Below are 25532 nucleotides of genomic sequence, written 5' to 3'. Positions count from 1 at the left end.
CGCGCCGGTCGGCGCCCACGGACGCGCCGGCCAGCCCCGGACTGACGAACACCCCGAGGAACGCCACCCCCGCCAACAGCCAGCCCAGGTCCGGCGCGCAGCCGAGGGCGGCGACCCCGAGGCCCAGCCCGGCGCCGGCCACGGTCAACCGGGCCCCGGCGGTGGCGCGCCAGCGCACCGCCCCGTGCGCCAGTCCGCCCGCGGCGCTGCCCGCGGCCAGCGCCGCCTCCAGCCAGGGCAGCGCGCCCGAGCCCGCCGCCACGGCCACCAGCAGGACCGACACCGCGCCCAGCGCCAGTCCGGCCGCGCCCGCCACCAGCACCGGACGCCCGATCCCCGGGACGCGTCCGGGCACGCTGCCCCGCGCGGTGCCGGGCCGCCCGGGCTCCGGGCTGAGCGCGGCCAGCCCGGCCACCCCGGTGCCGAGCAGCACCCCGGTGAGCAGCAGCCCGCCGCCGGCGCCCACCAGCGCCACCAGCAGCGGACCGGCCACGTACAGGAGTTCCTCCGCGACCGCGTCCACGCTGAACGCCCGCTCCAGCAGCGGTCCGGAGCCGAGCAGTTCGCTCCACCGGGCGCGGACCACCGGACCGACCGGGGGCGCGACGGCGCCGGTCAGGGCGGCCGCGACCGGCAGCCAGCGCGGCCCGGCGCAGGCGAGGACGGCCAGTCCGGCGCAGTAGAGGACGGCCAGCGGCGGCAGCACCCGGCGCACGCCGTGCCGCTCGACCAGCCCGGCCCGCACCGGGCCCAGGGCGGCGGCGGTCAGCCCGAACAGGGCCAGCACCGCGCCCACCGCCGCGTAGGAGCCGGTGGTGTGGCGGACCGTCAGGACCATGGAGAGGGAGACCGTGCCGTAGCTGAGCCGGGCGACCAGCGCGGTCAGGAAGAGGGGGAGCAGGCCGGGGACGCGCCGCAGCGCGTGGGGCGGGGTCATCGTGGGTTCCTCGGAGAACGTCGTGCGGGCAAGGGACGCCGAAGGACCGCACCGCCGCCGTCAGGGGGAGCCCATCAGGGGGTGCGGTCGCCGGGAGTCCTACGCACGGGAGAGGAACATGCCCTGACGCTATCAGGCGGGGCCGCGCTAGGGTCAGTGTTTACGACCGTTAACCCCGTCCCTGGAGGCTCCCCCCATGACCCGGTTCGTCACCCTGGAGGTCGCGGACGCCGTCGGCACCATCCGACTGGCCCGGCCCCCGATGAACGCGCTGGACATCGCGATGCAGGACCAGCTGCGGGAGGTGGCCGACGAGGCCGCCGCCCGGACCGACGTGCGGGCCGTGGTGGTCTACGGCGGCGAGAAGGTGTTCGCGGCGGGCGCGGACATCAAGGAGATGCAGCGCATGTCCTACACCGACATGGTGGCCCGCGGCGGGGCGCTGCAGGACGCGTTCACCGCGGTGGCCCGGATCCCCAAGCCGGTGGTGGCCGCGGTGACCGGGTACGCGCTCGGCGGCGGGTGCGAGCTGGCGCTCTGCGCGGACATCCGGATCGCGGCCGAGAACGCCAAGCTGGGCCAGCCGGAGATCCTGCTCGGCCTGATCCCGGGGGCCGGCGGCACCCAGCGGCTGGCCCGGCTGGTCGGCCCGGCCAAGGCCAAGGAGCTGATCTTCACCGGCCGCATGGTCAAGGCGGACGAGGCGCTGCGGATCGGCCTGGTGGACCAGGTGGTCCCGGCCGAGGACGTGTACGCCGCCGCGCTGGAGTGGGCCGGCAAGCTGGCCGCCGGTCCGGCCTGGGCGCTGCGCGCGGCCAAGGAGGCGGTGGACCGCGGGCTGGAGGCCGACCTGGACACCGGGTTGGCGATCGAGCGCCAGCTGTTCGCGGGGCTGTTCGCCACCGAGGACCGCGAGACCGGGATGCGCAGCTTCGTCGAGGACGGCCCGGGCAAGGCCAAGTTCGCGTAGTGCGGTGCCGGGGTGGCCGCGCGGCGGCGGCCACCCCGGCGACCTGCCACACCCTCCCCCGAACGGGTGGTCCCCGGCATGGTGCGCGGCTCCCGCACCCCCAGCTCGGGCACCATCGTGAAGCCCTGCTGTGGCGGCCGTTAAGCAAACCTCGATGGACCGCACCCCCTCCCACCAGGCAGATTGCTTCCTGCCCGGCCGCGGAATGGCGCCGTTGCCGGGCCCACCCTCGCCCGCGCACCCGCCCGTCAGGAGCCCCAGCCGTGAAGGCACTGGTCAAGAAGCACGCCGAGCCCGGACTGTGGCTGACCGAGGTCCCGGAGCCGGAGATCGGCCCGGCCGACGTCCTGATCAAGGTGCTGCGCACCGGCATCTGCGGTACCGACCTGCACATCCGCAAGTGGGACGGCTGGGCGCAGCAGACCATCCGGACGCCGCTGACGATCGGTCACGAGTTCGTCGGCGAGGTCGTCGCGCTCGGCCCGGCGGTCGCGGACATCACCATCGGCGACCTGGTCAGCGGCGAGGGCCACCTGGTCTGCGGCAAGTGCCGCAACTGCCTGGCCGGCCGCCGCCACCTGTGCCCCAACACCGTCGGCCTGGGCGTCAACCGCGACGGCGCGTTCGCCGAGTACGTGGCGCTGCCGGCCTCCAACGTCTGGGTGCACCGGGTGCCGGTCGACCTGGACGTGGCCGCGATCTTCGACCCGTTCGGCAACGCGGTGCACACCGCGCTCTCCTTCCCGCTGGTCGGCGAGGACGTGCTGGTCACCGGCGCGGGCCCGATCGGCATCATGGCCGCCGCGGTGGCCAAGCACGCCGGCGCCCGGCACGTGATGATCACCGACGTCAGCCCGTACCGGCTGGAGCTGGCCCGGCACGTGGGCGTCTCGCTGGCGCTGGACGTCTCCGAGCACACCATCGAGGAGGGCCAGCAGAAGCTCGGCCTGCGCGAGGGCTTCGACGTCGGCCTGGAGATGTCCGGCCGCCCCGAGGCGCTGCGCTCGATGATCGACAACATGACCCACGGCGGCCGGATCGCCATGCTCGGGCTGCCCGCCGAGGAGTTCCCGATCGACTGGGCGAAGGTCGTCACCTCGATGATCACGCTCAAGGGCATCTACGGCCGCGAGATGTTCGAGACCTGGTACGCGATGTCGGTGCTGCTGGAGGGCGGCCTGGACCTCAGCCCGGTGATCACCGGCCGGTACTCCGCCACCGACTTCGAGGCCGCGTTCGACGAGGCGGCCGGTGGCCGCTGCGGCAAGATCATCCTCGACTGGTCCACTCTCTAGGAGCCTGAAGTGTTCGACTCCGTCCGCGACGACATCCGCACCACCCTCGACGAGATCCGCGAGGCCGGCCTCTTCAAGCCGGAGCGGGTGATCGGGTCCCCGCAGAGCGCCACCGTCACGGTCCCCGGCGGCGAGGTGCTCAACTTCTGCGCCAACAACTACCTGGGCCTGGCCGACCACCCCGCGGTGGTCGCCGCGGCCAAGGACGCGCTGGACCGCTGGGGCTACGGGATGGCCTCGGTCCGCTTCATCTGCGGCACCCAGGACGTGCACAAGGAGCTGGAGCAGCGGCTCTCGTCCTTCCTGGGCCAGGAGGACACCATCCTCTACTCCTCCTGCTTCGACGCCAACGGCGGTGTCTTCGAGACCCTGCTGGACGAGCGCGACGCGGTGATCTCGGACGCGCTCAACCACGCCAGCATCATCGACGGCATCCGGCTCAGCAAGGCCGCCCGCCACCGGTACGCCAACCGCGACATGGCCGAGCTGGAGCAGCGCCTGAAGGAGAGCCAGGACGCCCGCCGCCGACTGATCGTCACCGACGGCGTCTTCTCGATGGACGGCTACGTCGCCCCGCTGCGCGAGATCTGCGACCTGGCCGACCGGTACGACGCCATGGTCATGGTGGACGACTCGCACGCGGTCGGCTTCGTCGGCGCCGGCGGGCGCGGCACGCCCGAGCTGCACGGCGTGATGGACCGGGTCGACATCATCACCGGCACCCTGGGCAAGGCGCTCGGCGGCGCCTCCGGCGGCTACGTCGCGGCCCGGGCGGAGATCGTGGCGCTGCTGCGCCAGCGCTCGCGCCCCTACCTGTTCTCCAACTCGCTCGCCCCGGTGATCGCGGCCGCCTCGCTGACCGTGCTCGACCTGATCGAGACCTCGCACGAGCTGCGCGAGCGGCTGGCGGCCAACACGGCGCTCTTCCGCGCCGAGATGACCGCGGCCGGCTTCGAGATCCTGCCCGGCGACCACCCGATCGCCCCGGTGATGATCGGCGACGCGGCCAGGGCCGGCCGGCTGGCCGAGCTGCTGCTGGAGCGCGGTGTGTACGTGATCGGCTTCTCCTACCCCGTGGTGCCGCACGGCCAGGCCCGGATCCGGGTCCAGCTGTCGGCCGCCCACTCGGAGGCGGACGTGCGCCGCGCGGTCGCCGCCTTCGTGGACGCCCGGGCCGCCCTGGAGGCCTGACCGGCCCGGACGCCGGTCCTGGCAGAATTGCCCCGTGATCGACGCCAGACGCCTGCGGACGCTGCGCGCCGTGGCGGACCACCGGACGGTGACCGCCGCGGCCGCAGCGCTCTACCTCACCCCCTCCGCCGTCTCCCAGCAGCTGGCCGCGCTGGAGCAGGAGACCGGGCACGCGCTGCTGGCGCGGGACGGGCGCGGGGTGCGGCTGACCGCCGCCGGCGAGATCCTGGTCGGCCACGCCGACGCGGTGCTGGCCCAGCTGGAGCGGGCCGAGGCCGACCTGGCCGCGTACGCCACCGGCGCCCACGGCCAGGTGACGGTGGCCGCCTTCGCCACCGGCATCACCCAGGTGCTGGCCCCCGCGATAGGGGTGCTGGCCGACTCCGCACCCGGCGTGCGGCTCAAGGTGCTGGACGCCGAGGGCGACGCCAGCGTGCCGATGGTGCTGGACGGGCAGGCCGACCTGGCGGTGGCCGTGGAGTACCGCGGCGCCCCGCGCGCCGACGACCAGCGGCTGGTCCGGTTCCCGCTCTACGCCGAGCCGTTCGAGGCCGTCCTGCCGCTGCACCACCGCCTGGCCGCAGCGCCGGCCGGGGCCGGACCGGTGGCGGTGGCCGAGCTGGCCGCCGAGCCGTGGATCGGCCCGTACCCGGGCAACCCCTGCCACGACGTGGTGCTGCTGGCCTGCGAGCACGCCGGCTTCGCGCCGCAACTCGTGCACTCCTCCGACGACTTCCGGGCCGTGGTGGCGCTCGCCTCGGCCGGCGCCGGGGTCGCCCTGGTGCCGCGCTCCGCGCTCAGCGGGGTGGACCTGTCCCGGGTCGCGGTCCGCGCGGTGGACAGCGAGCTGGCCACCCGCAAGGTCTTCGCCGCGGTGCGCGGCGGCGCCGAGCAGCACCCGCTGATCCGCCCGGTGCTGGACGCGCTGCGCGCGGCGGCGGCCCAGCTCGCCCGCTAGACCCGCACGGCCCTAGGGTGTGCACCATGACCAAGATCCCTGATCCCACCGCGGCGCTCCCGGTCGGGGTGATCGGGCTCGGCGACATCGCGCAGAAGGCCTACCTGCCGGTGGTCACCGCGCTGCCCGGCCTGGACCTGCGGCTGATGACCCGGGACCGGGCCAAGCTGGACCGGATCGGCGACGCGCACCGGATCGCCCCGGATGCCCGGTTCACCGACCTGGGCGAGCTGATCGGCAGCGGCGTCCGGGCCGCTTTCGTGCACGCGGCCACCGAGCAGCACCTCCCGATCGTCGAGCAGCTGCTCACCGCGGGCGTCGACGTGTACGTGGACAAGCCGCTGGACTACACCCTGGCCGGCGCCGTCCGGCTGGTCGAGCTGGCCGAGGCCACCGGGCGCTCGCTGGTGGTCGGCTTCAACCGCCGCCACGCGCCCGGCTACGTGCAGGCCAAGGAGCGCCCGCGCGACCTGATCGTGCTGCAGAAGAACCGCGAGGGACTGCCCGAGCGGGCCCGCACCCTGGTCTACGACGACTTCATCCACGTGGTGGACACGCTGCGCTTCCTGGTGCCCGGCGAGGTCGACCTGGTGGACGTGCGGGCGCGGACCAGGGACGGCCTGGTCGAGCACGTGGTGCTCACCCTGGGCGGGGCGGGCTTCACCGCGCTCGGCCTGATGAACCGGGTCTCCGGCGCCACCGAGGAGGTGCTGGAGGTCTCCGGCGGCGACTCCAAGCGCCAGGTGCTCAACCTGGCCGAGGTGGTCGACCACCGGGGCCAGCCCACCGTGCGGCGGCGCGGGGACTGGGTCCCGGTGGCCCGTCAGCGCGGGATCGAACAGTGCGTCACCGCGTTCCTGGACGCGGTGCGCACCGGACGGACGCAGTCGGCGCGCGACGCGCTGACCACCCACGAGCTGTGCGAGGAGATCGTGCGGCGGATCGGCGAGTAGCGCCCCGGTCAGTCGCGCAGCTCCAGGGTGCAGCACTTGACGCTGCCGCCGGCCTTGAGCAGCTCGGTGACGTCCACGCCGATCGGGACGAAGCCGCGCCCGCGCAGCGTGTCGGCGAGCCGGACGGCGGCCTCCGGCAGCACCACGTGGCGGCCGTCGCTGACCGCGTTGAGCCCGAAGACCACCGCGTCCTCGGCGCCGGCCAGCACCGCGTCGGGGTAGAGCTGCCGCAGCACCGTGCGGCTCGCGGCCGAGAACGCCGCCGGGTAGTACATGATCTCGGTCTCGCTGAGCACGGCCAGCGCGGTGTCCAGGTGGTAGTAGCGCGGGTCCACCAGCTCCAGGGTGACCACCGGGCGGCCCAGCACCTCGGCGGCCTCCGCGTGCGCGCGCCGGTCGGTGCGGAACCCGGTGCCGGCCAGGATCCGCTCGCCGACCACCAGGTAGTCGCCCTCGCCCTCGTTGCTGAACGACGCCTGCCGCACCACCGGGTAGCCGTGCGCGCGGAACCAGTCCAGGTAGGCGGCGGCCTCGCCGGTGCGCTGCGGGTGGCGGAACCGGGCGACCAGCGCGCGGCCGTCCACCACGGTGGCGCCGTTGGCGGCGAAGACCATGTCCGGCAGCCCGGGCAGCGGGTCCAGCAGCTCCACGGTGTGGCCCAGCTCCAGGAACAGCGCGTGCAGTTGCTTCCACTGGGCGACGGCGAGCCCGGTGTCGGTGGGCTTGGCCGGGTCCATCCAGGGGTTGATCGAGTAGTCGACGGTGAAGTGGCTGGGACGGCACATCAGGTAGTGCCGCGGCCGCGCGGCGCGCCCGGCGGTCACGAGCCGATCCCCTGGGCGTGGCGGAACAGGCCGGCCGGGTCGACCCGCCGCTTGACCTCCAGCAGGCGCGGGTAGTTGGCGCCGTAGTAGGCGGTCCGCCAGTCGGCGAGGTCCGGGTCGGCGAAGTTCAGGTAGGCGCCCTCGGCGGTGTGCGGGGCGACCACGGCGTCCAGCTCGGCGAGCCAGTCCAGGTTGGCCCGGACGGCCGCGGGCGGGTCCTGCTCGGTCCACGAGGTGTCCAGGCTGACCAGGTACTGGGCGTGCCGGTGCACGAAGGCGGTGTCGGCGGGGGCCACCCGGTTGATCGCGCCGCCCCAGCCGAACAGGGCGAGCCCGGCGCCGTCCGGGTTGCCGGTGGCGGGGCGGCGGGCCAGCTGGGCCAGCGCCGCGGCGACCGCGTCCGGCGGCAGCGGCTCCGTGGCGAAGTGGGTGCGGCAGGCGAAGGCGCCGCCCGAGGTCTCGTGCGCCAGGTAGTCCTTGGCCTCCCAGTACGTCCGGTCGGCGATCTCCTGGCGGAACGGGTCGGCCGCGGCCAGCACCGGGGCCAGCAGCTCGCGCAGGTCGGCCGCCGGGCCCAGGTGCTGGCCGACGGCCGAGACGGTCGCCCGGCCGTCCGCGCCGACGCTGACGCCCAGTCGGATCGAGCACTCCTCCGGCGCCTTGCGCATCACCTCCTGCAGTACCTCGAAGACCTCCGGGGCCTGTTCGCCGTGCCAGAGCAGCAGGCAGGTGGCGGAGTCCACCACCGGGACCGCCTGGAAGGTGAAGGAGACGTTGATGCCGAAGTTGCCGCCGCCACCGCCGCGGCAGGCCCAGAACAGGTCCGGGTGCTGCCGGGCGTCGCAGGTCACCAGCTCGCCGTCGGCGGTCACCAGGGTGGTGCTGACCATCGCGTCGGCGGTCAGGCCGAGCTTGCGCGAGACGGCCGCCGAGCCGCCGCCCAGCGCCAGGCCGGCGATCCCGACGCCGTTCCCGTTGCCGAGCGGGAAGGCCAGGTCGTGCGGCTGCAGGGCGGCGTGGACGCCCGCCATCAGGGCGCCGCCGGCGGTGCTCACCAGCCCGCTCGCGGGGTCGACGGTGACCGCGTCGAGGGCGCGCAGGTCCACCACCAGACCGGTGGTGACACCCTGTCCGGCGTAGCCGTGGCCCCCGCCGCGCGGCACGATCGGGGTGCCGGTGTCGGCGGCCCAGGCCACCGCGCGCCGCACGTCGGCGACGTCCGCCGCGCAGAGCACCCGGGCGGGGACGGTGGCGGACCAGCGCTGGTTGAACGGGGCGGTGGCGGCGGTGAAGCCGGGCTGCCCGGGGTGCAGCAGGCGGCCGGTCGTGCTGCGCTCCAGGCGCTGCCAGTGGGCCTCGGAGGTCGGGTTCACTCAGTTCACGTCCCAGTCCTGGTGGGGGAGCTCTTCGATGCGGGAGGTGCCGGTGGCGGCGTGCGGCCCGTAGCGCTGCCAGGCCTCGGAGAGCCGGATCCGGCCGTCGGCGGTGAGTTCGGGGGTGTTCACCGAGTGCCCGCAGACCACCTCGCCGGAGGCGAAGACGATGGTGTAGCCCATCGCCAGGCTGCCGTCCGGGCGGCGGGTGCCGGCGGTGAAGCCCCGCCGGACCGCCCCGCCGGCCACCTCGGCCCAGACCAGGTCGCCCTGCTGGTGGAAGACGGCGACGGTGTCGTGGTCGCCGTCGGGGGCGTGGAACCGGCGGCCCTCGTAGTCGATCGCCGGGTCCCCGGTCACCGGGCCCGCCCCGGCTCGTCGAGGTACTCCGCGGCCATCACCCGGTCCCACCAGATCGCGTAGTAGACGAAGTCCTCGTCGTGCTCGTTGGTGATCCAGTGGTCGACCCCGGCCCGCATCAGCGCCAGGTCGCCGGCCGCCAGGTCGTGCCGCTCGCCGGCGGTGGCCAGGACGCCGCGCCCGGCCATGCAGACGAAGAGCTCGCGCTCGCGGTGGGAGTGCTGTTCGGTCACGTCCCCGGGGCGCAGCACGCACCAGGCGCCGCGGAACGGGGTGCTCAGGTCGGCCCAGGGGTGCAGCAACCGCAGGTCCAGCCCGTGGGCCCGCTCCAGTTGCTCCGGTTCCCGGTGGCGAATGGTCACGTCGGCATTCACCTGGTGGCTCAAGGTTCCGCTCCGATCGACAGGGTGCGTTGCCCGGCTTTTCGACTGGCACCAGGCTAGGAACCGCAGTTGCCCGTTCGACAGGGGAAGTCTTCCCGACCGGGCGGGAAAACGGCCGCGCCGCCGGGCGGTGGTGCTTTCCCGGCGGCGCGGTGGCGGAAGAGGTGTCAGAACTCGCCCTGGCCCAGGCCGGCGTCGCGGGCCAGCACGATGGCCTGCGCGCGGTCGGCCACGCCGAGCTTTCCGAAGATGGCGGAGATGCGATTGCTGATGGTCTTGGAGGCGAGCGCGAGTTCCCGGGCGATGTTGGCATTGGACTTGCCCGCGGCAATGCGTTCCAGGACTTCCCGTTCCCGGTGGGTGAGTTGCGGAAAGGGGTAGTAGCGCTGCCCGGCCGCGGTGCGGATCAGCGCGCTGAGCCGGCCGGCGATGTACCGGTCGACGATCGCCTCGCCGGCCGCCACCGCGTGGATGCCGCGCAGGATCTGGCCGGCGTCGGCCCGTTTGGCCAGGTAGCCGCGGGCCCCGGCGTGGAACGCGGCGGTGACGGCCTTGTCGTCCTCGGCCGAGCTGAACACCAGCACGCCCAGGCTCGGGGTGAGCCGCAGCACCTGGGTGATCACCTGCATGCCGTCGGTCGGCTCGTCCATCAGCGGGTCGACCACCAGCACGTCCGGGCGGCAGCGGGAGGTCTCGGCGAGCACCTCGCCCAGGGTCGCCGCTTCGCCCACCACCGATATTCCACCCGACCTTTCCAGGATGGCCCGCACACCGTGCCGGATCGCGGGTTGGGAGTCCGCGAGCAGCACGGTGGGCACGGCGACGGTGTCGACCGGGGACCCGAATTCCCGCTCGTCCTGATGGCCCGGTTGCTCGCGCTCCCGGTCCGGGAATCCGGAGTTCTGGCGAACTAATCCGGTGGCACTCGCTGTTCTGTGCATCCGCCCCCCAAAAGCGAATCGTGCCCCCGAGCTTGGCCGTTCACCGACGGGCGATCCGGCGGGGCTGGAATTGGTCCGGTGGCCAAAGGTCGACTCGGTGCCGCAGCCCCGGATCACGGCGTCGTGATCGGCGGTGTCGGAGCCATGATGGTGGTAGTTCCAACATGTGGGCAAGGGGATGGCATGCTCGGGGCAGCGGGAAATCGGGCAGTATGCGCAGCAGGCAAGTCCGGTGAACGGGCGCATCGTTGCGGATCCCGTCGGATGTGCTCAGCCGTCGGCGGCGGCGACCAGGCCGGCCTCGCGGGCCTTGCGCATGATCTCCTCCCGGCCGCGCCAGTGGGACCAGAACGCCCCGGTGTAGCCGAGGCCGGCCAGGCTGGTCAGGAACGGGTTGTCGGCGTAGTTGTTGTCGTGCTCGCTGATCCCGGCCAGGGTGGGCAGCATCACCCGGTGGTGGTCCTCGGGGTCGATCGCCCCCCAGAGCAGCTCGACCGGGTGGCTCCAGCGCAGCGTCGGGTCCGCCGCGGCCGCCGGATCCGGCAGCAGGGCGGGGGAGAAGTAGCAGACCAGTCGGAACTCGCCGTGCTCGTCGAACATGAACTGCCGCTCGTACTCGACCGGTCCGCTGCACATCGCGAGCGGCTTGAGCACGATCGGTCCGGTGGCGGTGTTGGACTGCAGGCCGGCGACGGTGCGCACCCCCGCGCACTCCTCGGCCATCGCGATGCCCATCGGGGTGTACGGGAAGAGCCGCAGGCCCAGCGAGAAGCCGGTCACGGTCGCGTCCAGGGCCATGAAGGCGTCCACGCAGGCGCGCATCGACTCCGGGGTCTCGCCCGGCATGCCGAACAGCGCCTCGACCATGGTGAGGATGCCGTGCTCGCGGCAGAGCCGCACCAGCCGTTCGGTGTCGGCGAAGTCGTAGTAGGTGGAGCCCTTCTCGGTGACCTTCCAGCCGGCCAGCAGGTCGGGGCGGATGTGGTCCGAGCCGACGTTGACGCCGCGGCAGCCGGCCTCGGCCAGCAGGGCGGCGAACTCCTCGTCGAACGGGCTGGGCTGGCAGTACACCCAGAGCCGCAGCTGGTGCAGCGAGCTCGCCGGATCGGCCCGCTTGCGGCGCACCACCTCGCTCAGCAGCCGCTTGGCGTGCGCGATCGAGAGGTTGAACTCGCTGTCGGTGGTGTGCAGGTCGAGGATGCCCTGGTCGGTGAGCGACTCCATCTCGTCCACCACGGCGGCCACCTCGCGCCGGGCGAACCGGATGCCCTTGGCGTCCGGCTCCACGCAGTGCGAACAGCGGTAGGTGCAGCCGTTCTTGGTGAGGATGCCGGCCATCCCGCCGCGCTGGTAGTAGCGCAGGTTGTCGACCTTGTCGGGCAGGCCGGAGCGGCGCCGGTAGCTCAGCGCGCCGTCCACCTGCCAGTCGCGCGGCTCGAACTGCCCGGTGGGGTGCGCGGGAGCGGCGCCGAGCACCGCCGGGGGCACCCGCAGGACGCCCTCGGCGGTGTTGCGGATCAGTCCGGGCACGGTGGCCGGGTCCTGCCCGGCCGCCAGTGCCGCGGCCAGCTGACAGATGATCAGCTCGCCCGGTCCCTTGACCCCGTAGTCGATCCCGAAGTAGTCGACCAGGGCGAACGGCATGGTGGAGAAGCCGATCCCGCCGGCCACGATCGGGGCCGGCGTGAGCCGCCGCACGGCGTCGATGATCTCCTTGTGCTCGCCCACGAACGGGCGCTGTTCGAAGGCGTACACGGTGTCGGTGTTGCGCACGGTGACCCCGACCAGCAGCGGGCGCCGGGTCGCGAAGTACGCGTCCAGGCAGCCCTGCCACTCCTGTCTGCGGAAGGTCAGGTCCAGCACGTCCACGGTGAACCCGGCGCGCTCCAGCGCCGTGGTCAGGACGTCCAGTGCGTAGGGCGCGATCGGCGGGTGCACCTTGTTCGGGTTGACCAGCGTGACAAGGTGTTCGGTCATCGGTGAGGTCCTCTGCGGGTCCAGGGCGGGGATGGGACGGGCCGGGGGAGGGCCGGGGGAGGGGCACAGCCGCGGGCGCGGGGCGTCAGATGATCCCGAGGGTGATCCCGAAGGCCGGTCGGCCGCCCAGCAGGTAGGCGCCGACCGACTCCAGGACGGCGTCCTGGGCGGAGAGGTTCTGGCACATGGTGGCGGTGTCGCGCAGCCAGCGGTCCATCGGCGAGGACGTGTTGATCGACCAGGTCTGCAGCAGGTCGTAGAGCCGGTTGACCACCTTGCGCGAGGTGCGGAACGCGTGCAGCCAGGCCAGCGGCGAGGCGGCCCGCTCCACCGGGTCCAGGTCGTCCAGCGTGCCGCCGGCGGCCAGCACCTCCCACTGGCGGGTCATCGCGCCGTACACCCCGTGGCGGGCGGCGTTGAACTCGGCCTCGCACTCGGCCAGCGTGACCCGGGCGCGGAAGCCGTCCGCCCAGGAGGTGCCGGTGCGCCGGTCCACCCGGTCCAGCACGGTCTGCCGGGCGTGGTCCAGCGCGGCCCGGGTCACCCCGAGCGGCACCCCGCACAGCGCCCGCAGGAAGGTGTCGGGCTGGGTGAGCGGGCTGCGCCGGCCGTGCACCACGTCGAAGGTGTAGGCCCGCTCCGCGGGGACGAACACGTCGGTGATCGTGTAGTCGCAGCTGCCGGTGCCGCGCAGGCCGGTGGTGTGCCAGTTGTCGATCAGCTCGACCTGGGCCCGGGGCACCATGAACTGCCGCGACTCGTGCGGGTTGCTGCCGTCCGGGCTGGCGTACGGCTCGCCGTCCTCGAAGACGAAGGCGCCCGAGGTGACCCAGTCGCAGTGGGTGATCCCGCTGCCGAAGGACCAGCGGCCGCTGAGCCGGTAGCCGCCCGGGACCCGATCGGCGCGGCCGGCCGGCGGCAGGAAGCCGGCGCTGATCATGTCCGGCCGGTCGAACATCTCCTTGGCCACCGCCGGGTCCAGGAAGTTGCGGTACAGGCCGGTGTTGGAGCCGATCATCGCGCACCAGGCGGGGGAGGCGTCGCCGTACGCCAGCGCCTCGACCACCCTGGTCTGCTCCATCGAGGTCAGCTCCGGGCCGCCCCACTCGCGACTGGTGCTCATCCGGAACACCCCGGTGCCGCGCAGCAGTTCCAGCACCTCGTCGGGGAGCCGGCGGGCCTCCTCGGTCTTCGGCGCCCACTCCCGCAGCACCGGCGCCAGGGCCTCGGCCCGGGCCAGCAGGCCGGCTGCGCTGTCTGCCGTGTCGGTGCTGCTCACGGTGGTTCCCTCCGGTCGGGTCGACTGGGTCATTCGTCCACGTCCAACAGGCCGGCCGGCATCGCGAACGGCGCGTCGGGGTCCGGCGGGCCGATCGGGTCGGCGTCCAGCCGGACCAGGCCGGCCGCGGTGTCCAGCCGGTCCAGGCAGTCCGGCACGGAGTCGGCCGCGCAGACCACGAAGGAGTGCCGGGCCAGGTAGCCGCCCGGGGGCAGCCGCAGCACCGTGCCCGGCTCGGCCATCGGGGCCGCCGCGACCAGCCCGGGGGCCTGCTCCGGCAGGGTCACCGCGCGCAGCCGGCAGTCCCGGTCGGGGTAGTTGAACCGGATGCCGGCCACCGAGCGGTGCTGTGCCGCCGTCTCGGGGCGCTGACCCACCGCCACGTCGAAGAGCACCTCGCCGGGCTCGATGCCGGTGGCTATCCGGCCCAGGAACGGGATCAGGTCGCCGCCCAGGCGCCCGTTCACCTCGATCACCAGCGGCCCGCGGTCGGTCAGCCGGACCTCGCTGTGGGTGACCCCGTCCTCGATGCCGAGCGCCCGGTGGGCCCGGGCCAGCACGTCGAGCAGCTCCTGGTCCGCCAGCAGCGGGTCGGCGCCGTCCACGACGTGGCCGACCTCCTCGAAGTACGGCTGGTCGCTGCTGTACTTGCGGGCCACGAAGAGCGGCAGGTACTCGCCCTTGTGCACGGCGCCGTCGATGCTGACCTCCGGGCCCGGCGCGTACTCCTCCACGATCGCGCTGGCCCGGTACGGGCCCGGGTCGACCTCGCTGGCCGACAGCGCGGTGGCGAAGGCCGCGTCCAGCTCGCCGGCGTCGGCGGCGAACACCACGCCGATGCTGGCGCCCATCGCGCGCGGCTTGAGCACCACCGGGTAGCCGATCCGCTCGGCCGCCGCCCGGGCCTGCGCCACCGTGGTGGTCAGCTCGAAGCCCGGCTGGTGCAGGCCGGCCCGGGTCAGCTCGGCCCGGGTCAGCTCCTTGTCCCGGCAGCCGCGCACCCCGCGCGCCGACAGGCCCGGCACCCCGAACTCGGCGGCCAGCAGGCCCGCGTCCAGCACCAGCGGCTCGTCCCAGCAGAGCAGGCCGACCAGGTGGCGGCGGCCGGCGATCTCGCGGGCCGCGGCGCCCATCACCTCGGAGTCGAAGACGTTGGCGACCACGATCTCGTCGAAGTACTCGCGCTGCCAGGTGGGTCGGAGGTTGTTCAGCAGCACCAGCTCCAACCCGGCGGCCCGGGCCCGGCGGTGGATCGGCGCCACCAGGTACTCGCGGTACACCTTCAGTCCGCTGCCGATCACCAGCAGCGTCCCCTTGGCGGCCGTCATGGCTGTTCCCCTTCGCTCTGCGGTGCCCGGCTCACCGGACGGCGGCCGGCTGCTCGGCGCCGCGGCGGGCCAGCAGGTCGGTGGTGATCTCCTGGGCGCGGGCGGCCAGCACGCTGATCAGCGAGTCCGCGATGCCGTGGGTGGCCTCGTTGACGCCCTGCAGGTAGACCGCGCCGTGGCTCGGACCACCCAGCTCCAGGCGGTAGTTGCGGGAGACGGCCAGCTCCGCCAGCCCGGTCCGGTCGGCCAGGTCGCGGACCATCGCGGGCATCCGGCTGTCGTAGCCGGTGCCCAGCAGCACCACGTCGCAGGCGAGCGGGGCGACCTTGCCGGTGCGGCGGTCGCGCAGGTCGAGCACCACCTCGCCGTCCGCGACCCGGGCCGCCGTCACCTCGGTGAGCGCCAGCACCTCCGAGCGCGGGTTCCCGCGGCGGCGCTGCTGGTAGAGCATCAGGTACAGCTCGTCCAGGAACGGCGGGGCCAGGCCCGCGTAGTTGGTCAGCCGCATCTCGTCCAGCACCTGGGCCCGCAGCTCGGCCGGGCTGTCGAAGAACTCGTCCACGAAGGACGGGAAGAAGAGCTCGTTGACGAACTTGCTGGTCTGGTAGTTCTGCAGGCCGATCGAGCGGACCAGCATGGTCAGGTGCGCGTCCGGCAGCTGCTCGTGCAGGGCGTAGAACATCTCCGCCGCGCTCTGCGCCCCGCCGACCACCACCGCGCGCCGCGGCGGCTCGCCGGCCAGCTCGGCGACCCGGCTGCGGAACCGGGAGGAGTGCACCACCCGGTCCGCCGGCAGGTCGGCGAAGACGGCGGGTACGTGCGCGTCGCGGCCGGCGCCGACCACCAGGTCGCGGCAGGCGACGGTGTCCCCGTCGGCCAGCGTCACCAGCCAGCCGCGCGGGCCCTGGTCGGCCGGTTCGCGCAGCGGGTCGATCCGCACCGCCTCGGCGCCGCAGCGCACCTCGACCCGCTCCAGCTCCCCGGCCACCCAGCGCAGGTAGTCGGAGATCTCCCAGCGGAACGGGTGGAAGGTGCCGAGGTTGATGAACTCGTCCAGCCGGCCCTGCGCGTGCAGGAAGCTGAGGAAGGAGAACCGGCTGCGCGGGTTGCGCAGGGTGGCCAGGTCCTTGAGGAAGGACACCTGGCTGCGGGCCCAGGGCAGCAGCAGCTCGCGCTGCCAGCTGATCTCCGGCGCCCGCTCCAGCAGCAGGGTGGAGTCGGCCAGTTCGGGGGCACCGCTCTCCTCGATCGCCACCGCGAGGGCCAGATTGGCCGGCCCCGCTCCGATCGCCAGTACCCCGACCTCGCGGTGGGTCACGATTCCTCCTCGGTAGCAGTGGTGTCGGGCGCCTGGGCGCCCACCTCGATGCGCACCAGCGCGGCGGCGGCCTCGGCCAGCCGCAGCGCCTCGGCGGCGGTCCCGGCGCGGGTCATCACGATGCCCGCGCGGTCCCAGGAGTTGCGCAGGCCGCCGAACCGGTGGCCCTTGGCCACCCCGCAGACGGCCTGCAGCACGCCTTCGGCGGCCTGCGCCGCCTCGATGCCGGTGATGGACTCGACCTGCCCGGCCGCGCCGCCCTCGGCGGCCAGGAAGCGCACCGCCGCGCCGCCGGCCGCGGTGCGCGGCAGCGGCGGCGGGTCCTCGTCGCACATCACCGCGAAGTAGTCGCGGAACAGCTCGACCGGGTAGGCGACCTCGATCAGGTCCGGAATGGCGTCGCCGGGCATCCGGCCCGCGCACTCCACCAGGTGGGGCACGCCGTCGGCGACGATCCACTCGCAGTGCAGCACGCCGGTGGCGAACCCGGTGGCGAGCACCACCCGCTCGGTGGCGGCGACCAGCTCGGCGGCCGCGGCGGGCGGCAGGTCGGCCGGCACCGCGTGCGAGCGCTCCACCGGGAACGGGCCCGGGTAGAGCTGCTTGCCGGTGACGTTGGCGAACAGGGTGCTGCCGTCGCGCACCAGCAGCTCGACGCTGAACTCCTCGCCCGCGACGAACTGCTCCGCCAGCATCGCCAGTTCCATCGGCCGGTCCGGGACGAAGACGCCCTCGTCCTGGACCAGGCAGCCGGCCCAGGCCGCCTCGACCTCGTCCGGGTGCCGGATCACCCGGACGCCGACCGAGGCCTGACGGTTCGTCGGCTTGAGCACCACCGGGCCGGTGTGGCGCGCCATGAACTCCCGCACCTCGTCCGGTCCGTGCACCCGGGCACTGGCCGGGTTGGGGATCCCGGCGGCGGCCGTGACCAGCCGCAGCAGCGACTTGTCCCGGAGCAGCAGCGCCGCGCCCAGGCCCGCGCCCGGCAGCCCGTAGCGCTCGGCCAGCCGGGCCGCGAACGGGGTGGCGTACTCGATCGCCGGGATCACCGCGACCGGGTCGAGGCCGGGGTGCGCGTGGTAGAACTCGTCGGCCCGACCCGGGAGCTGGTACTCCCAGCCGATCACCTCGCGGACGAACGGGACGTCCTCGACCAGCTGGTGCACGTGGCGCTTGCGCAGGACGTCCGGCTCCTCGACGTAGACCACCGAGCCGGGGCCCTGGAAGCGGCCGATGGCGGGCACGGTCAGCCCGACGAAGCCGACGATCAGGACCGGCCCGGCGGCCGGGCGGTGCGGGGTCATGCGGTGCCTCCGATCACGTCCGCCTCGCGCTGCGCGCCGGCGTCCACCGAGGGGACCGGGGGCTGCTCCGCCGCCCGGTCGAGTCCGTACATCGCCAGCAGCCCGGCCACCACGGTGACCGCGCCGCACAGCAGCCAGAAGCCGCTGCCCAGGCCGTGCCAGGCGTAGACGCCGAACAGCGGGCCGAGCGCCATCGCCAGGCCGGCCACCGCCTGCATGGTGCTCAGGTAACGGGCCTTCAGCGCGGCGGGGAAGCTCGCCGGGTGGGCGAACATGCTGGGTCCGGCGATCATCAGCCCGCTGATCGCGAGCAGTGCGCCGAGCAGCACGATCGCGGCCGAGTGCACGGCCAGCGCGTACACCGCCAGGCCCGCCGCGTTGACCAGGTGCCCGGTCACCACGGCGCGGTGGGTGGGCAGCCGGACGATGTAGCTGGTGATCTTCAGCTCGCAGGTGATCAGCACCACCGAGGAGAGCACCAGCACCGCGCTGTACAGGCCGGTCGGGTAGCGGTCGTGGACGATCTCCAGCGGCAGCGAGACCGAGGACTGCACGTAGGTGACGGTGCCGAGCAGCACCGAGAGCAGGTAGGCGAGGTAGCGCCGGTCGCGCAGCATCGCGGCGTAGGCGGCCCGGCCGGAGACGGCCGGGACCGGTGCGTCGTCCGCCGGGGCCCCGGGCGCGTCCGGGGCGTCCGCTGCCGCCGCCGGGGCGGTGCGGCCGGGGAGCAGGGCGAGGGCGAGCGCCGCGTAGACCAGCGTGGTGGCCGCGTCCACCCAGAACAGCAGGTTCCAGTCGGCCAGGATCACCGCGGCGGCGATCAGCGGGGCCAGCGCGGCGCCGGTGTTGAGGGCGATCCGCATCATCGAGAAGGCCATCACCTGGAACCGCTCGGGCATCAGGTCGCTCAACAGGACGGCGGCGGCCGGGCGGTAGGCCTGGGCCAGCAGCCCGGCGGCCGCCACCACGAGCAGCAGCAGCCAGAGCAGCCCCGGCCGACTCACCCAGGGGAGCACCGCCACCAGCGGGGCCGAGCCGGCCATCGCGAGCACGATGGTGCCCCGGGGACCCAGCCGCGTGGTCAGCTCGCCGCCCAGCACCGTGCCGAACACGGTGCCCAGGCTGTAGGCGCCCAGGCAGAGGCCGGCCAGGCTCAACGAGAGCCCGCGGTGCGTCAGGTAGAGCACCAGGAAGGTCTGCACGAAGGCGGCGAGCTGGTTGACCAGCACGCCGGTCAGCAGGTACCGCACGGTGGCGGGGGTGGCCCGCAGCGTGTCCCGCACGCTGACGGGGGGTTCCTCGGTCATGCCGGTGCCTCCGCTCGCTCGATGCTCAGGGTCATGCCGCGGCCTCCGCCGCGGCCCGCACGATCCGGTCGGCGACCAGCGGCGCCGCCGCGAACCCGCTGCCGCCGCAGGCCGAACGGGCCCACAGGCCCGGTCCCAGCCGGGTCAGCCGGGCACCGCCGGTGCCCGCGTCGCTGGTGTAGTGGCAGGCGCGGACGCCGACCACCGCGTACTCGCCCGCCTCGCGCAGCAGGCCCTCGCCGACCAGCCGCTCGGCCCAGCCGGCCTGGTCCTCACCGGCCAGCCCGGTCCCGGCCACCTCGCGGCAGAGCGTGTGGGAGGAGACCTTGAGCAGCGTGCCGCCGACCGGCGGCAGCGCCCAGCCGCGCCCGTCCCGGCCCAGCCCGCCGACCGCGCCCACCCCGTGCCACCAGCGGGCCAGCCGGGCCGGCGGGCGCAGGTAGACCACCGTCTGGCGGTGCAGCAGCACCGGCTCGGCGACCAGCTCGCGGGTCCACGGCCCGGCCGCCAGCAGCACCAGGTCGCCGCCGATCCGCTCGCCGCCGGCGGTCTCCAGCAGGCCGTCCGCGGGCCGGACCGCGGTCACCGCCGTGCGCGGCCGCAGGGTCACCGCCGGGTGCCCGGCCAGCCGGCCGGCCAGCGCCCGCAGCACCCGGCGGGCCAGCAGCACCCCGGCCGCCTGCTCGCGCAGACCCGTGCTGCCGGGCGGCAGACCCAGCGGCGCCAACTCGCCCGGTCCGACCGGCGCCACCGGCAGCCCGGCGGCCGCGGCGCTGCGCAGCACCGCCTCGACCCGTTCGGCGGGCCAGGCGGTCACCACGCCGACCCGGCGGTAGAACGGGGTGCCGAGCAGCCGCTCCAGCTCCCGCCAGCGCCGCTCCGCCCGGACCAGCCGCCGGGTGGCCGCCGGGTTGCCGACCACCAGGGTGCGCAGCGCCCGGTGCTGGTCGGCCGAGCTGGCGGCCGGGTTGGGGATCGGCCCGCGGTCCAGTACGGTCACCCGGTGGCCCGCCAGCGCGCACTCCAGGGCGGTCAGCAGCCCGACGACGCCCGCGCCGACCACCACCACCCGCACTGCCGTCACAGGTCGGCCCCGGCCAGCCGGGGCAGCACGCGCGGCACCACCTCGGTGGCCAGCGCGGCGGACGGCACCGTCGCGTCCGGCAGGCCGGCCGCCGCCAGGTCCACCAGCAGCGGCGCCGCGCAGCGCAGCAGCAGGTCCAGCTCGTGGCAGAAGTCGCCCGCCCGCTCCGGCGTGACCTCCCACTGGTCCAGCCGGGCCAGCTGCTCGGTGAGGGTGAAGGCCGCCGCCGTCAGGCTGAACCGGCGCGGCTCGAAGGCGGCCGCGAACCGGTCCAGCAGCAGCTGCCCGGCGGCCCGGGAGTGCGCCGAGACCGGCAGCGGGCCGCCGCCCGCCCACTGCTCGGCCTTCGCCGCCACCCGGTTCCACGGCCGGACCAGCCGCTCGCCGGTCACCCGGTCCATCGCCTCGCGGGTGAAGTTGGTCCGCTGGAAGTCCGGGGCGGTGGCGGCCAGGTAGAACCGGATCAGGTCGCGCGGCACCTCGGCGGCGAGTTGACGCCCCGTCACCACGTGGCCCCGGCTGCTGGAGAACTTCTCGTTCTCCAACTCGTAGAACTCGTTGGTGACGAAGTGCGCCGGCAGCGCGTAGCCCCCCAGCGCGAGCAGCATCGCCACGCCCACCACCGCGAAGGCGAAGCTGGCGTCGGAGCCGAAGAAGTAGACCACCGCGGGCGCCGCCGCGGCCGACCAGAGCTCCTCGCCCGGCTGCTCGCCGCGCAGTTCGGCGGCCAGCGCGGAGCCGTGCATGCTCCAGGCGATGGTCTCCGCGTCGGAGTAGATCACCTGGTCGGCCACCTCGGGGAACGGCGCCGGGATGCCCCAGGAGATGGGCAGCGTGATCGGGTAGTCCGGCAGCGGCTCGGCCAGCAACTCCTCGACCAGTTGCGCCAGTCTGGGTCGCATGGTGGCGGTCAGCGAGGCGAAGTAGGCGGTCAGCTCGGCCCGGTGCTCCTCCAGCGGCAGCACCAGGACGGGAGTCTCGCGCAGCTCCACCTCGTCGTCCGGGTCCAGCGTGGAGCGCGGGTCGATCAGGTCGCCGGAGGCGATCCAGTGCCCGCAGGTCTCGCACAGCCCCGCGCAGCCGACCGCCAGGCAGACCGGGCAACCGCCGCGCACGTAGGCGTCGGTGAGGAACTCCCCGGTCCGCGCCACGTACGGGAAGGCCACCGGGCGCAGCCGCAGCTTGTCGAGCTTGTGGAGCCGCCGGAAGAAGTCCTGGACCGCGAGCCGGTACCGCTGGTCGAACCGGACGAAGCCGTCCGCCTCGATCGCCAGCGTGCCGAGGGTCTGCTCCACCTGCGCGCCCGAGCGCTCGCGCAGCTCCTCGGGGTCGACCCCGAGCCGGCGGGCGGTGGTGACGATGTAGTTCTGGGTGAAGTGCACCCCGGTGCCGAAGAGCACGTCGCGGCCGGTGGCCCTCGCGTACCGGGCGCAGACGTCGGCGCTGAGGAACGGGCCGGCCAGGTGGCCGAGGTGCAGGTCCCCGTTGGCCGTCGGTCCGGGGGCGATCACCAGGGTGCGGTCCATCGGGACGGATCCTCCGTTCGGTGTCGACGCGGCGGGCGGACCTGCCGCGAGCCACCGGCCGAGGTGACGTAGTTGGAGGCTAGGGAGCAGGGGTTCCCGATCGACAGGGGTTGCTTTCCCGAGGGTTGGGGAAGATCGGCCTCCATTCGTGGAGGCGAACGGGAACCGCCCCGGCGCCGTCGTGGCGGCACCGGGGCGGTTCGTGGTCGGCCGGCTCCGGGCCGGTCGGCAGCTCGGGCGGTGGCCGCCCGGTGGATCAACTGCCCATGATCTGCGCGAAAGTGGCCGGATCGGTGTCGAAGCCGCGCCGGTCCTCGGCGCGCAGCACCCAGGCCCCCGAGGCGTTGCGCACGAAGTCGGCCACCCGGGCGGCGGTGGCGGGCCCGAATCCGGTCAGGTCCACGGTCAGCACCTCGCGCCGGTGTTCGCGGATCCGCACCTCGGGCGCGGCCACCTGGGCGAAGGTCAGCCGCCCGTACTGCTGCTGGACCGCCACCCCGATCACCACCCGGTGGTAGCGGGTGGAGACCCGGTCGAACTCCACCGTCATCCGCTCGTCGACCCCGAAGCCGCGCCCGTCCCGGCTGTCCCGGCTGAGCTCGATGGTGCCCTCCGGGGAGCGGCTGTCGAAGTGGACCAGGTAGGCCGGTGCGGCCTGCGGGTCGTCCACCGTGTAGACGGCCGCCATCAGGTCCAGGTCGTGCGCGGGCGTGCCCGCCGGGTTCGGATCCCACGACAGGGCCACCTCGATGCGCTCCAGGCCCTTGTTGAGGCTGTTGCTCACGGCGCCTTCCCCCTCCACTTGTCGGCGTACCGACCGTCCATGGTGTCAGATCGGTGCGACGGGCGGAGCCGGACGCTGACGTTGCGTCAGGTGCCGGGCGCACGGGTCCGGAGGGTCAGTCCCGGGTGTCGTCCCCGTCCCGCTCGGCGTTGGGCCGCCACCGGGTCGGCTCGCTCACCCAGCCCGCGGCGGTCCACGGGCCGAGGGCCGCCGTGGCGCCCGGGCGGGTGGCGAGCAGCCGGCGGGCGCCGGGGACGGCCTCGGCGGCCCGGGCCCCGAGCGCTTCCTTCAGCTCCCCGGGCGCAGGGCCGGCCGCACCCGCGGCGAGGAGGGCCGGCAGCGGCCAGGGCCCGGCCGGCACGAACACCGTTCCGGTGCTGCCGCTCTCCCCGGCCCACCGCGCGCACGGTGGTGGTGCTGTCCATGCTCGGCCCCCTGCAGTCCCGAGGTGTCGAGCGCGGCGCGGAGCCGAGCGGGCGGCGAGCGGTTTTCGGCCGCGGGGGCCCGGGGGGGTGCTACTTGCGCTTCGCGGTCTTGGCCGTCTTCGCGCTCTTCGCCGGCTTGGCCGCGGGCGCCGTCGCCGCGCGGGCCGCCTGCTTGGCGTCCTGCTCCTGCTTCGCCTTCACCCGGGCGGCCTCGTTGCGGACCTCGCCCGCGATGGTGCGCTCGGTGCGCAGCCAGTCCGGGGCGGCGTCCTTGATCTCCTCGATCTGGTCGCTGGTCAGGGCCTCGGTGACCCCGCCGCGGGCCAGGCCGGAGACGGAGACGCCGAGCTTGGCGGCCACCACCGGGCGCGGGTGCGGGCCGTTCTTGCGGAGTTCGACCAGCCACTCGGGCGGGGTGGTCTGGAGCGCGTTCAGCTCCTCCCGGGAGACGACACCCTCCTGGAACTCGGCCGGGGTGGCCGGGAGGTAGACGCCGAGCTTCTTGGCAGCGGTGGCCGGCTTCATCGTCTGGGTCGTCTTGGGCTTGTGCGAAGTCATGGGCACCAGGGTAAGCGGTTGCGCGGAGTGCCTGGTCACGGTGGGTAGCCTTGGGGCGTGACGGATATCCAGGCGACCCCTTCCACCGCATCGTTCCGGCTGGCGTACGTGCCCGGCGTGACCCCGGCCAAGTGGCTGCGGGTCTGGTCCGAGCGCCTGCCCGACGTGCCGCTGACCCTGGTGCAGGTCGACTCGACCGACGGCAGCCGCGCGCTGGCGGCCGGGGAGGCGGACGCCGGGCTGGTCCGGCTGCCGGTGGACCGCACCGTGCTGAGCGCGATCCCGCTCTACACCGAGACCACGGTGGTCGTGGTGCCCAAGGACCACCTGCTGACCGCGCTGGAGGAGGTCACCGTCGCGGAGCTGGCCGAGGAGGTGCTCTGGCACCCGCTGGACGACACCCTGGACTGGCCCGACCGCCCCGGCCTGCCCGCCTACGAACGGCCGGCGACCACGGCCGGGGCGATCGAGCTGGTGGCCGCCGGGGTGGGCCTGCTGGTGGTGCCGCAGTCGCTGGCCCGGCTGCACCACCGCAAGGACCTGACCTTCCGGCCGCTGGTCGACGTGCCGCAGTCGCAGATCGCGCTGGCCTGGCCGGAGGCGGCGACCACCGACCTGGTCGAGGAGTTCATCGGGATCGTCCGCGGCCGCACCGTGAACAGCTCGCGCGGGCGGGCCAAGGAGGAGCCGGCGCCGACCGCCGCGCCGCGCAAGCAGGGGGCGAAGCCGCAGCAGAAGCAGGCGCAGAAGCCGCAGGCCAAGGGGGGCAAGGCGCAGCCGAAGCGCCCGGGTGCCCAGGCCAAGGCGGCGCCCGCCAAGCGCGGCCGCCCGGGCGGTCGGCGGGCACGGTAGCGGCGGCGGTCCCCGACGCCCCGTCAGGTGCGGTGCCGCCCGTTCTTGACCCATGGGTCAAATAATCGCTACGGTGGCCCCATGGGCAGGCCCAGGGGATTCGAACCGGACGTCGTCGTCGCGCAGGCGATGGAGGCGTTCTGGACCAACGGCTACGCCGGCACCTCGCCGGCCGACCTGGCCGAGGCGACCGGGGTGGCGAAGGGGAGCCTCTACCACGCGTTCGGGTCGAAGCGGGAGCTGTTCGGCAAGGCGCTCGACCTGTACGACAGGACCGGCTCCGCGCTGACCGAGGAGTTCCTGTTCCAGTCGGGGACCGCCAAGGAGCGGATCCGGGCCTACCTGCTGTTCCTGGTCGAGTACGACCTCAACTCCCCGGTGCGGCGCGGCTGTCTGGCGGCGAACACCGCACTGGAGCTGGGCGGGCGCGACGAGGAGGCGATGCGGGCGGTGCGCCGGATGGTGGACCGCTCCGTCGAGCTGCTCGCCGCGCGGATCGAACAGGGGCAGCGGGACGGGGACGTGGCGCGCGAGGTGGACGCCGCGGCGCAGGCCGAGTTCCTGATGAACACCATCGCCGGCCTGCGGGTGATGGCGACGAGCTTCGACGGTCCGGTGCTGCACCGGGTGGTCGAGACCGCCCTGGCCGGTCTCTGAGCCGACCGCGCCCCCTCTGCGGGGGGCTTTTTTGTGCCCTGATTTTTGACCTGTAGTTCAAGAAAGGGGATTTCGATGGACCTCGGTATGGGTGGGAAGACCGCGCTGGTGACCGGCGCGAGCCGTGGCATCGGTCTGGCGATCGCACAGGCCCTCGCCGCGGAAGGGGTCACCGTCGTGGGCGCGGCCCGCACGGTCTCGCCGGACCTCGCCTCGGCCGCCGCCCTGGCCGTCGCGACCGACCTGAGCACCCGTGAGGGCGCGACGGCGGTGGTGGAGCGGGCGGTCGCGGAAGTCGGCGGGATCGACTTCCTGCTGAACAACGTCGGTGCGGGCGACCCGGAGAAGCTCTCGCTGGGCGGCTTCCTGGAGGCCGACGACGAGCAGTGGCAGGCGATCTTCGGCCTCAACCTGTTCAGCGCCGTCTGGACCACCCGCGCCGCGCTCCCGAGCATCCTGCAGCGGCGGGGCGCGATCGTGAACATCTCCTCGATCAACGCCCGGGTCCCGGCCGGCTCCCCGGTCGGGTACGCGGAGGCCAAGGCGGCGCTGACCCAGTTCTCCAAGCGCCTCAGCGAGGAGTTCGGTCCGCAGGGGGTCCGGGTGAACACGGTCTCCCCCGGAGTGGTGGCGAGCCCGCTGTGGACCGACCCGGCGGGCTTCGGCGGCAGGGTCGCGGAGGCCTTCGGAGTCGGTCACGACGACCTGTTGAAGGGGATCCCCGCCCGGTTCGGGATCGCCTCCGGCCGGGTCACCGAACCGGCGGAGGTGGCCGACCTGGTCGCCTTCCTCCTGTCGGACCGGGCGGCGAACATCCACGGCGCGGACCACGTGATCGACGGCGGAACCCTGCGCGCGGCGTAGCGCGGACCGTGGCGCGCGGCGGGCGCCGCGCGGAACCGCGGCGGGGGCCCCCCCCCCGGGGGGGGGGGCGCCCGGCGGCGCCCC

At 74.2% G+C, this 25532-nt stretch carries 25 protein-coding genes; 8 read left to right on the top strand and 17 right to left on the bottom strand.

All coding sequences use genetic code 11. From position 1 onward, the window contains the following. A partial coding sequence (locus ACFW1A_RS19700) for an MFS transporter (protein WP_380410381.1) occupies positions 1–937 on the bottom strand: 937 nt, incomplete at its 3' end. A gap of 196 nt (positions 938–1133) precedes the next feature. On the opposite strand from ACFW1A_RS19700, the gene ACFW1A_RS19695 reads away from it, so the two are divergent. From ACFW1A_RS19695 to ACFW1A_RS19675, 5 genes are all read left to right on the top strand, one after another. After that, positions 1134–1907, top strand: a complete 774-nt coding sequence (locus ACFW1A_RS19695; protein ID WP_380410380.1) for an enoyl-CoA hydratase/isomerase family protein — start codon at positions 1134–1136, stop codon at positions 1905–1907. A gap of 263 nt (positions 1908–2170) precedes the next feature. Then, a complete protein-coding gene (tdh, locus tag ACFW1A_RS19690; RefSeq protein ID WP_380410379.1) occupies positions 2171–3202 on the top strand; it encodes an L-threonine 3-dehydrogenase in 1032 nt (343 codons plus the stop codon). A gap of 9 nt (positions 3203–3211) precedes the next feature. Continuing rightward, positions 3212–4393: a glycine C-acetyltransferase gene (locus ACFW1A_RS19685; protein WP_380410378.1), complete on the top strand. Its 1182-nt coding sequence runs from the start codon at positions 3212–3214 to the stop codon at positions 4391–4393. Between the two features lie 34 nt (positions 4394–4427). Next, on the top strand, positions 4428–5351 hold the full coding sequence (locus tag ACFW1A_RS19680) for a LysR substrate-binding domain-containing protein (RefSeq protein ID WP_380410377.1): 924 nt from the start codon (positions 4428–4430) through the stop codon (positions 5349–5351). 26 nt (positions 5352–5377) lie between these two features. Beyond that, complete coding sequence (locus ACFW1A_RS19675) at positions 5378–6304, top strand: Gfo/Idh/MocA family protein (RefSeq protein ID WP_380410376.1); 927 nt, start codon at positions 5378–5380, stop codon at positions 6302–6304. 8 nt (positions 6305–6312) lie between these two features. On the opposite strand, the gene ddaH is transcribed toward ACFW1A_RS19675, so the two are convergent. The 16 genes from ddaH to ACFW1A_RS19595 form a co-directional block, all read right to left on the bottom strand. Further along, complete coding sequence (ddaH, locus tag ACFW1A_RS19670) at positions 6313–7128, bottom strand: dimethylargininase (RefSeq protein ID WP_380410375.1); 816 nt, start codon at positions 7126–7128, stop codon at positions 6313–6315. Continuing rightward, complete coding sequence (locus tag ACFW1A_RS19665; protein ID WP_380410374.1) at positions 7125–8501, bottom strand: FAD-binding oxidoreductase; 1377 nt, start codon at positions 8499–8501, stop codon at positions 7125–7127. Before ACFW1A_RS19665 ends, ddaH begins: the two co-directional genes overlap by 4 nt. Then, complete coding sequence (locus tag ACFW1A_RS19660) at positions 8502–8861, bottom strand: hypothetical protein (RefSeq protein WP_380410373.1); 360 nt, start codon at positions 8859–8861, stop codon at positions 8502–8504. It lies immediately after the preceding gene. Continuing rightward, on the bottom strand, positions 8858–9223 hold the full coding sequence (locus ACFW1A_RS19655) for a cupin domain-containing protein (RefSeq protein WP_380410372.1): 366 nt from the start codon (positions 9221–9223) through the stop codon (positions 8858–8860). The genes ACFW1A_RS19660 and ACFW1A_RS19655 overlap by 4 nt, the downstream gene beginning before the upstream one ends. A gap of 188 nt (positions 9224–9411) precedes the next feature. After that, positions 9412–10431: a response regulator gene (locus ACFW1A_RS19650; protein WP_380410371.1), complete on the bottom strand. Its 1020-nt coding sequence runs from the start codon at positions 10429–10431 to the stop codon at positions 9412–9414. A gap of 24 nt (positions 10432–10455) precedes the next feature. After that, positions 10456–12162: a tryptophan 2-C-methyltransferase gene (tsrT, locus tag ACFW1A_RS19645; protein WP_380410370.1), complete on the bottom strand. Its 1707-nt coding sequence runs from the start codon at positions 12160–12162 to the stop codon at positions 10456–10458. A gap of 85 nt (positions 12163–12247) precedes the next feature. After that, positions 12248–13441 carry an acyl-CoA dehydrogenase family protein gene (locus ACFW1A_RS19640; RefSeq protein WP_380410369.1) on the bottom strand — a complete coding sequence of 398 codons (1194 nt, stop codon included), beginning with the start codon at positions 13439–13441 and terminating at the stop codon, positions 12248–12250. Between the two features lie 29 nt (positions 13442–13470). Continuing rightward, entirely contained in the window at positions 13471–14769 is a 1299-nt protein-coding gene (locus ACFW1A_RS19635; RefSeq protein ID WP_380410368.1) for an ATP-grasp domain-containing protein, read from the bottom strand. A gap of 31 nt (positions 14770–14800) precedes the next feature. After that, positions 14801–16087 carry a lysine N(6)-hydroxylase/L-ornithine N(5)-oxygenase family protein gene (locus ACFW1A_RS19630; RefSeq protein ID WP_380410367.1) on the bottom strand — a complete coding sequence of 429 codons (1287 nt, stop codon included), beginning with the start codon at positions 16085–16087 and terminating at the stop codon, positions 14801–14803. After that, positions 16084–17391, bottom strand: a complete 1308-nt coding sequence (locus tag ACFW1A_RS19625; protein ID WP_380410366.1) for an ATP-grasp domain-containing protein — start codon at positions 17389–17391, stop codon at positions 16084–16086. Before ACFW1A_RS19625 ends, ACFW1A_RS19630 begins: the two co-directional genes overlap by 4 nt. Further along, on the bottom strand, positions 17388–18698 hold the full coding sequence (locus tag ACFW1A_RS19620) for an MFS transporter (protein ID WP_380410365.1): 1311 nt from the start codon (positions 18696–18698) through the stop codon (positions 17388–17390). Before ACFW1A_RS19620 ends, ACFW1A_RS19625 begins: the two co-directional genes overlap by 4 nt. Before the next feature lie 31 nt (positions 18699–18729). Next, complete coding sequence (locus tag ACFW1A_RS19615; RefSeq protein ID WP_380410364.1) at positions 18730–19782, bottom strand: NAD(P)/FAD-dependent oxidoreductase; 1053 nt, start codon at positions 19780–19782, stop codon at positions 18730–18732. Next, positions 19779–21308 carry a class I tRNA ligase family protein gene (locus ACFW1A_RS19610; RefSeq protein ID WP_380410363.1) on the bottom strand — a complete coding sequence of 510 codons (1530 nt, stop codon included), beginning with the start codon at positions 21306–21308 and terminating at the stop codon, positions 19779–19781. The genes ACFW1A_RS19615 and ACFW1A_RS19610 overlap by 4 nt, the downstream gene beginning before the upstream one ends. Before the next feature lie 256 nt (positions 21309–21564). Next, a complete protein-coding gene (locus ACFW1A_RS19605; protein ID WP_380410362.1) occupies positions 21565–22092 on the bottom strand; it encodes a TerD family protein in 528 nt (175 codons plus the stop codon). A gap of 115 nt (positions 22093–22207) precedes the next feature. Then, positions 22208–22459 (bottom strand): hypothetical protein, encoded by a 252-nt coding sequence (locus ACFW1A_RS19600; protein ID WP_380410361.1) that lies wholly within the window; start codon positions 22457–22459, stop codon positions 22208–22210. Between the two features lie 148 nt (positions 22460–22607). Continuing rightward, complete coding sequence (locus tag ACFW1A_RS19595; protein ID WP_380410360.1) at positions 22608–23075, bottom strand: DUF5997 family protein; 468 nt, start codon at positions 23073–23075, stop codon at positions 22608–22610. 57 nt (positions 23076–23132) lie between these two features. Between ACFW1A_RS19595 and ACFW1A_RS19590 the strand changes: the two genes are divergently transcribed. From ACFW1A_RS19590 to ACFW1A_RS19580, 3 genes are all read left to right on the top strand, one after another. After that, the gene (locus tag ACFW1A_RS19590) at positions 23133–23927 is read left to right on the top strand and encodes a LysR family substrate-binding domain-containing protein (RefSeq protein ID WP_380410359.1); all 795 of its coding nucleotides are present in this window, start codon (positions 23133–23135) and stop codon (positions 23925–23927) included. An 81-nt stretch (positions 23928–24008) separates the two neighbouring features. Next, the gene (locus tag ACFW1A_RS19585; RefSeq protein ID WP_380410358.1) at positions 24009–24584 is read left to right on the top strand and encodes a TetR/AcrR family transcriptional regulator; all 576 of its coding nucleotides are present in this window, start codon (positions 24009–24011) and stop codon (positions 24582–24584) included. 75 nt (positions 24585–24659) lie between these two features. After that, entirely contained in the window at positions 24660–25448 is a 789-nt protein-coding gene (locus tag ACFW1A_RS19580; protein ID WP_380410357.1) for an SDR family oxidoreductase, read from the top strand. Positions 25449–25532: the final 84 nt, after the last annotated feature.

Source organism: Kitasatospora sp. NPDC058965 (assembly GCF_042741245.1).
Taxonomy (GTDB): Bacteria; Actinomycetota; Actinomycetes; order Streptomycetales; family Streptomycetaceae; genus Kitasatospora.
This window is presented reverse-complemented; position numbering and strand designations above follow the sequence as displayed.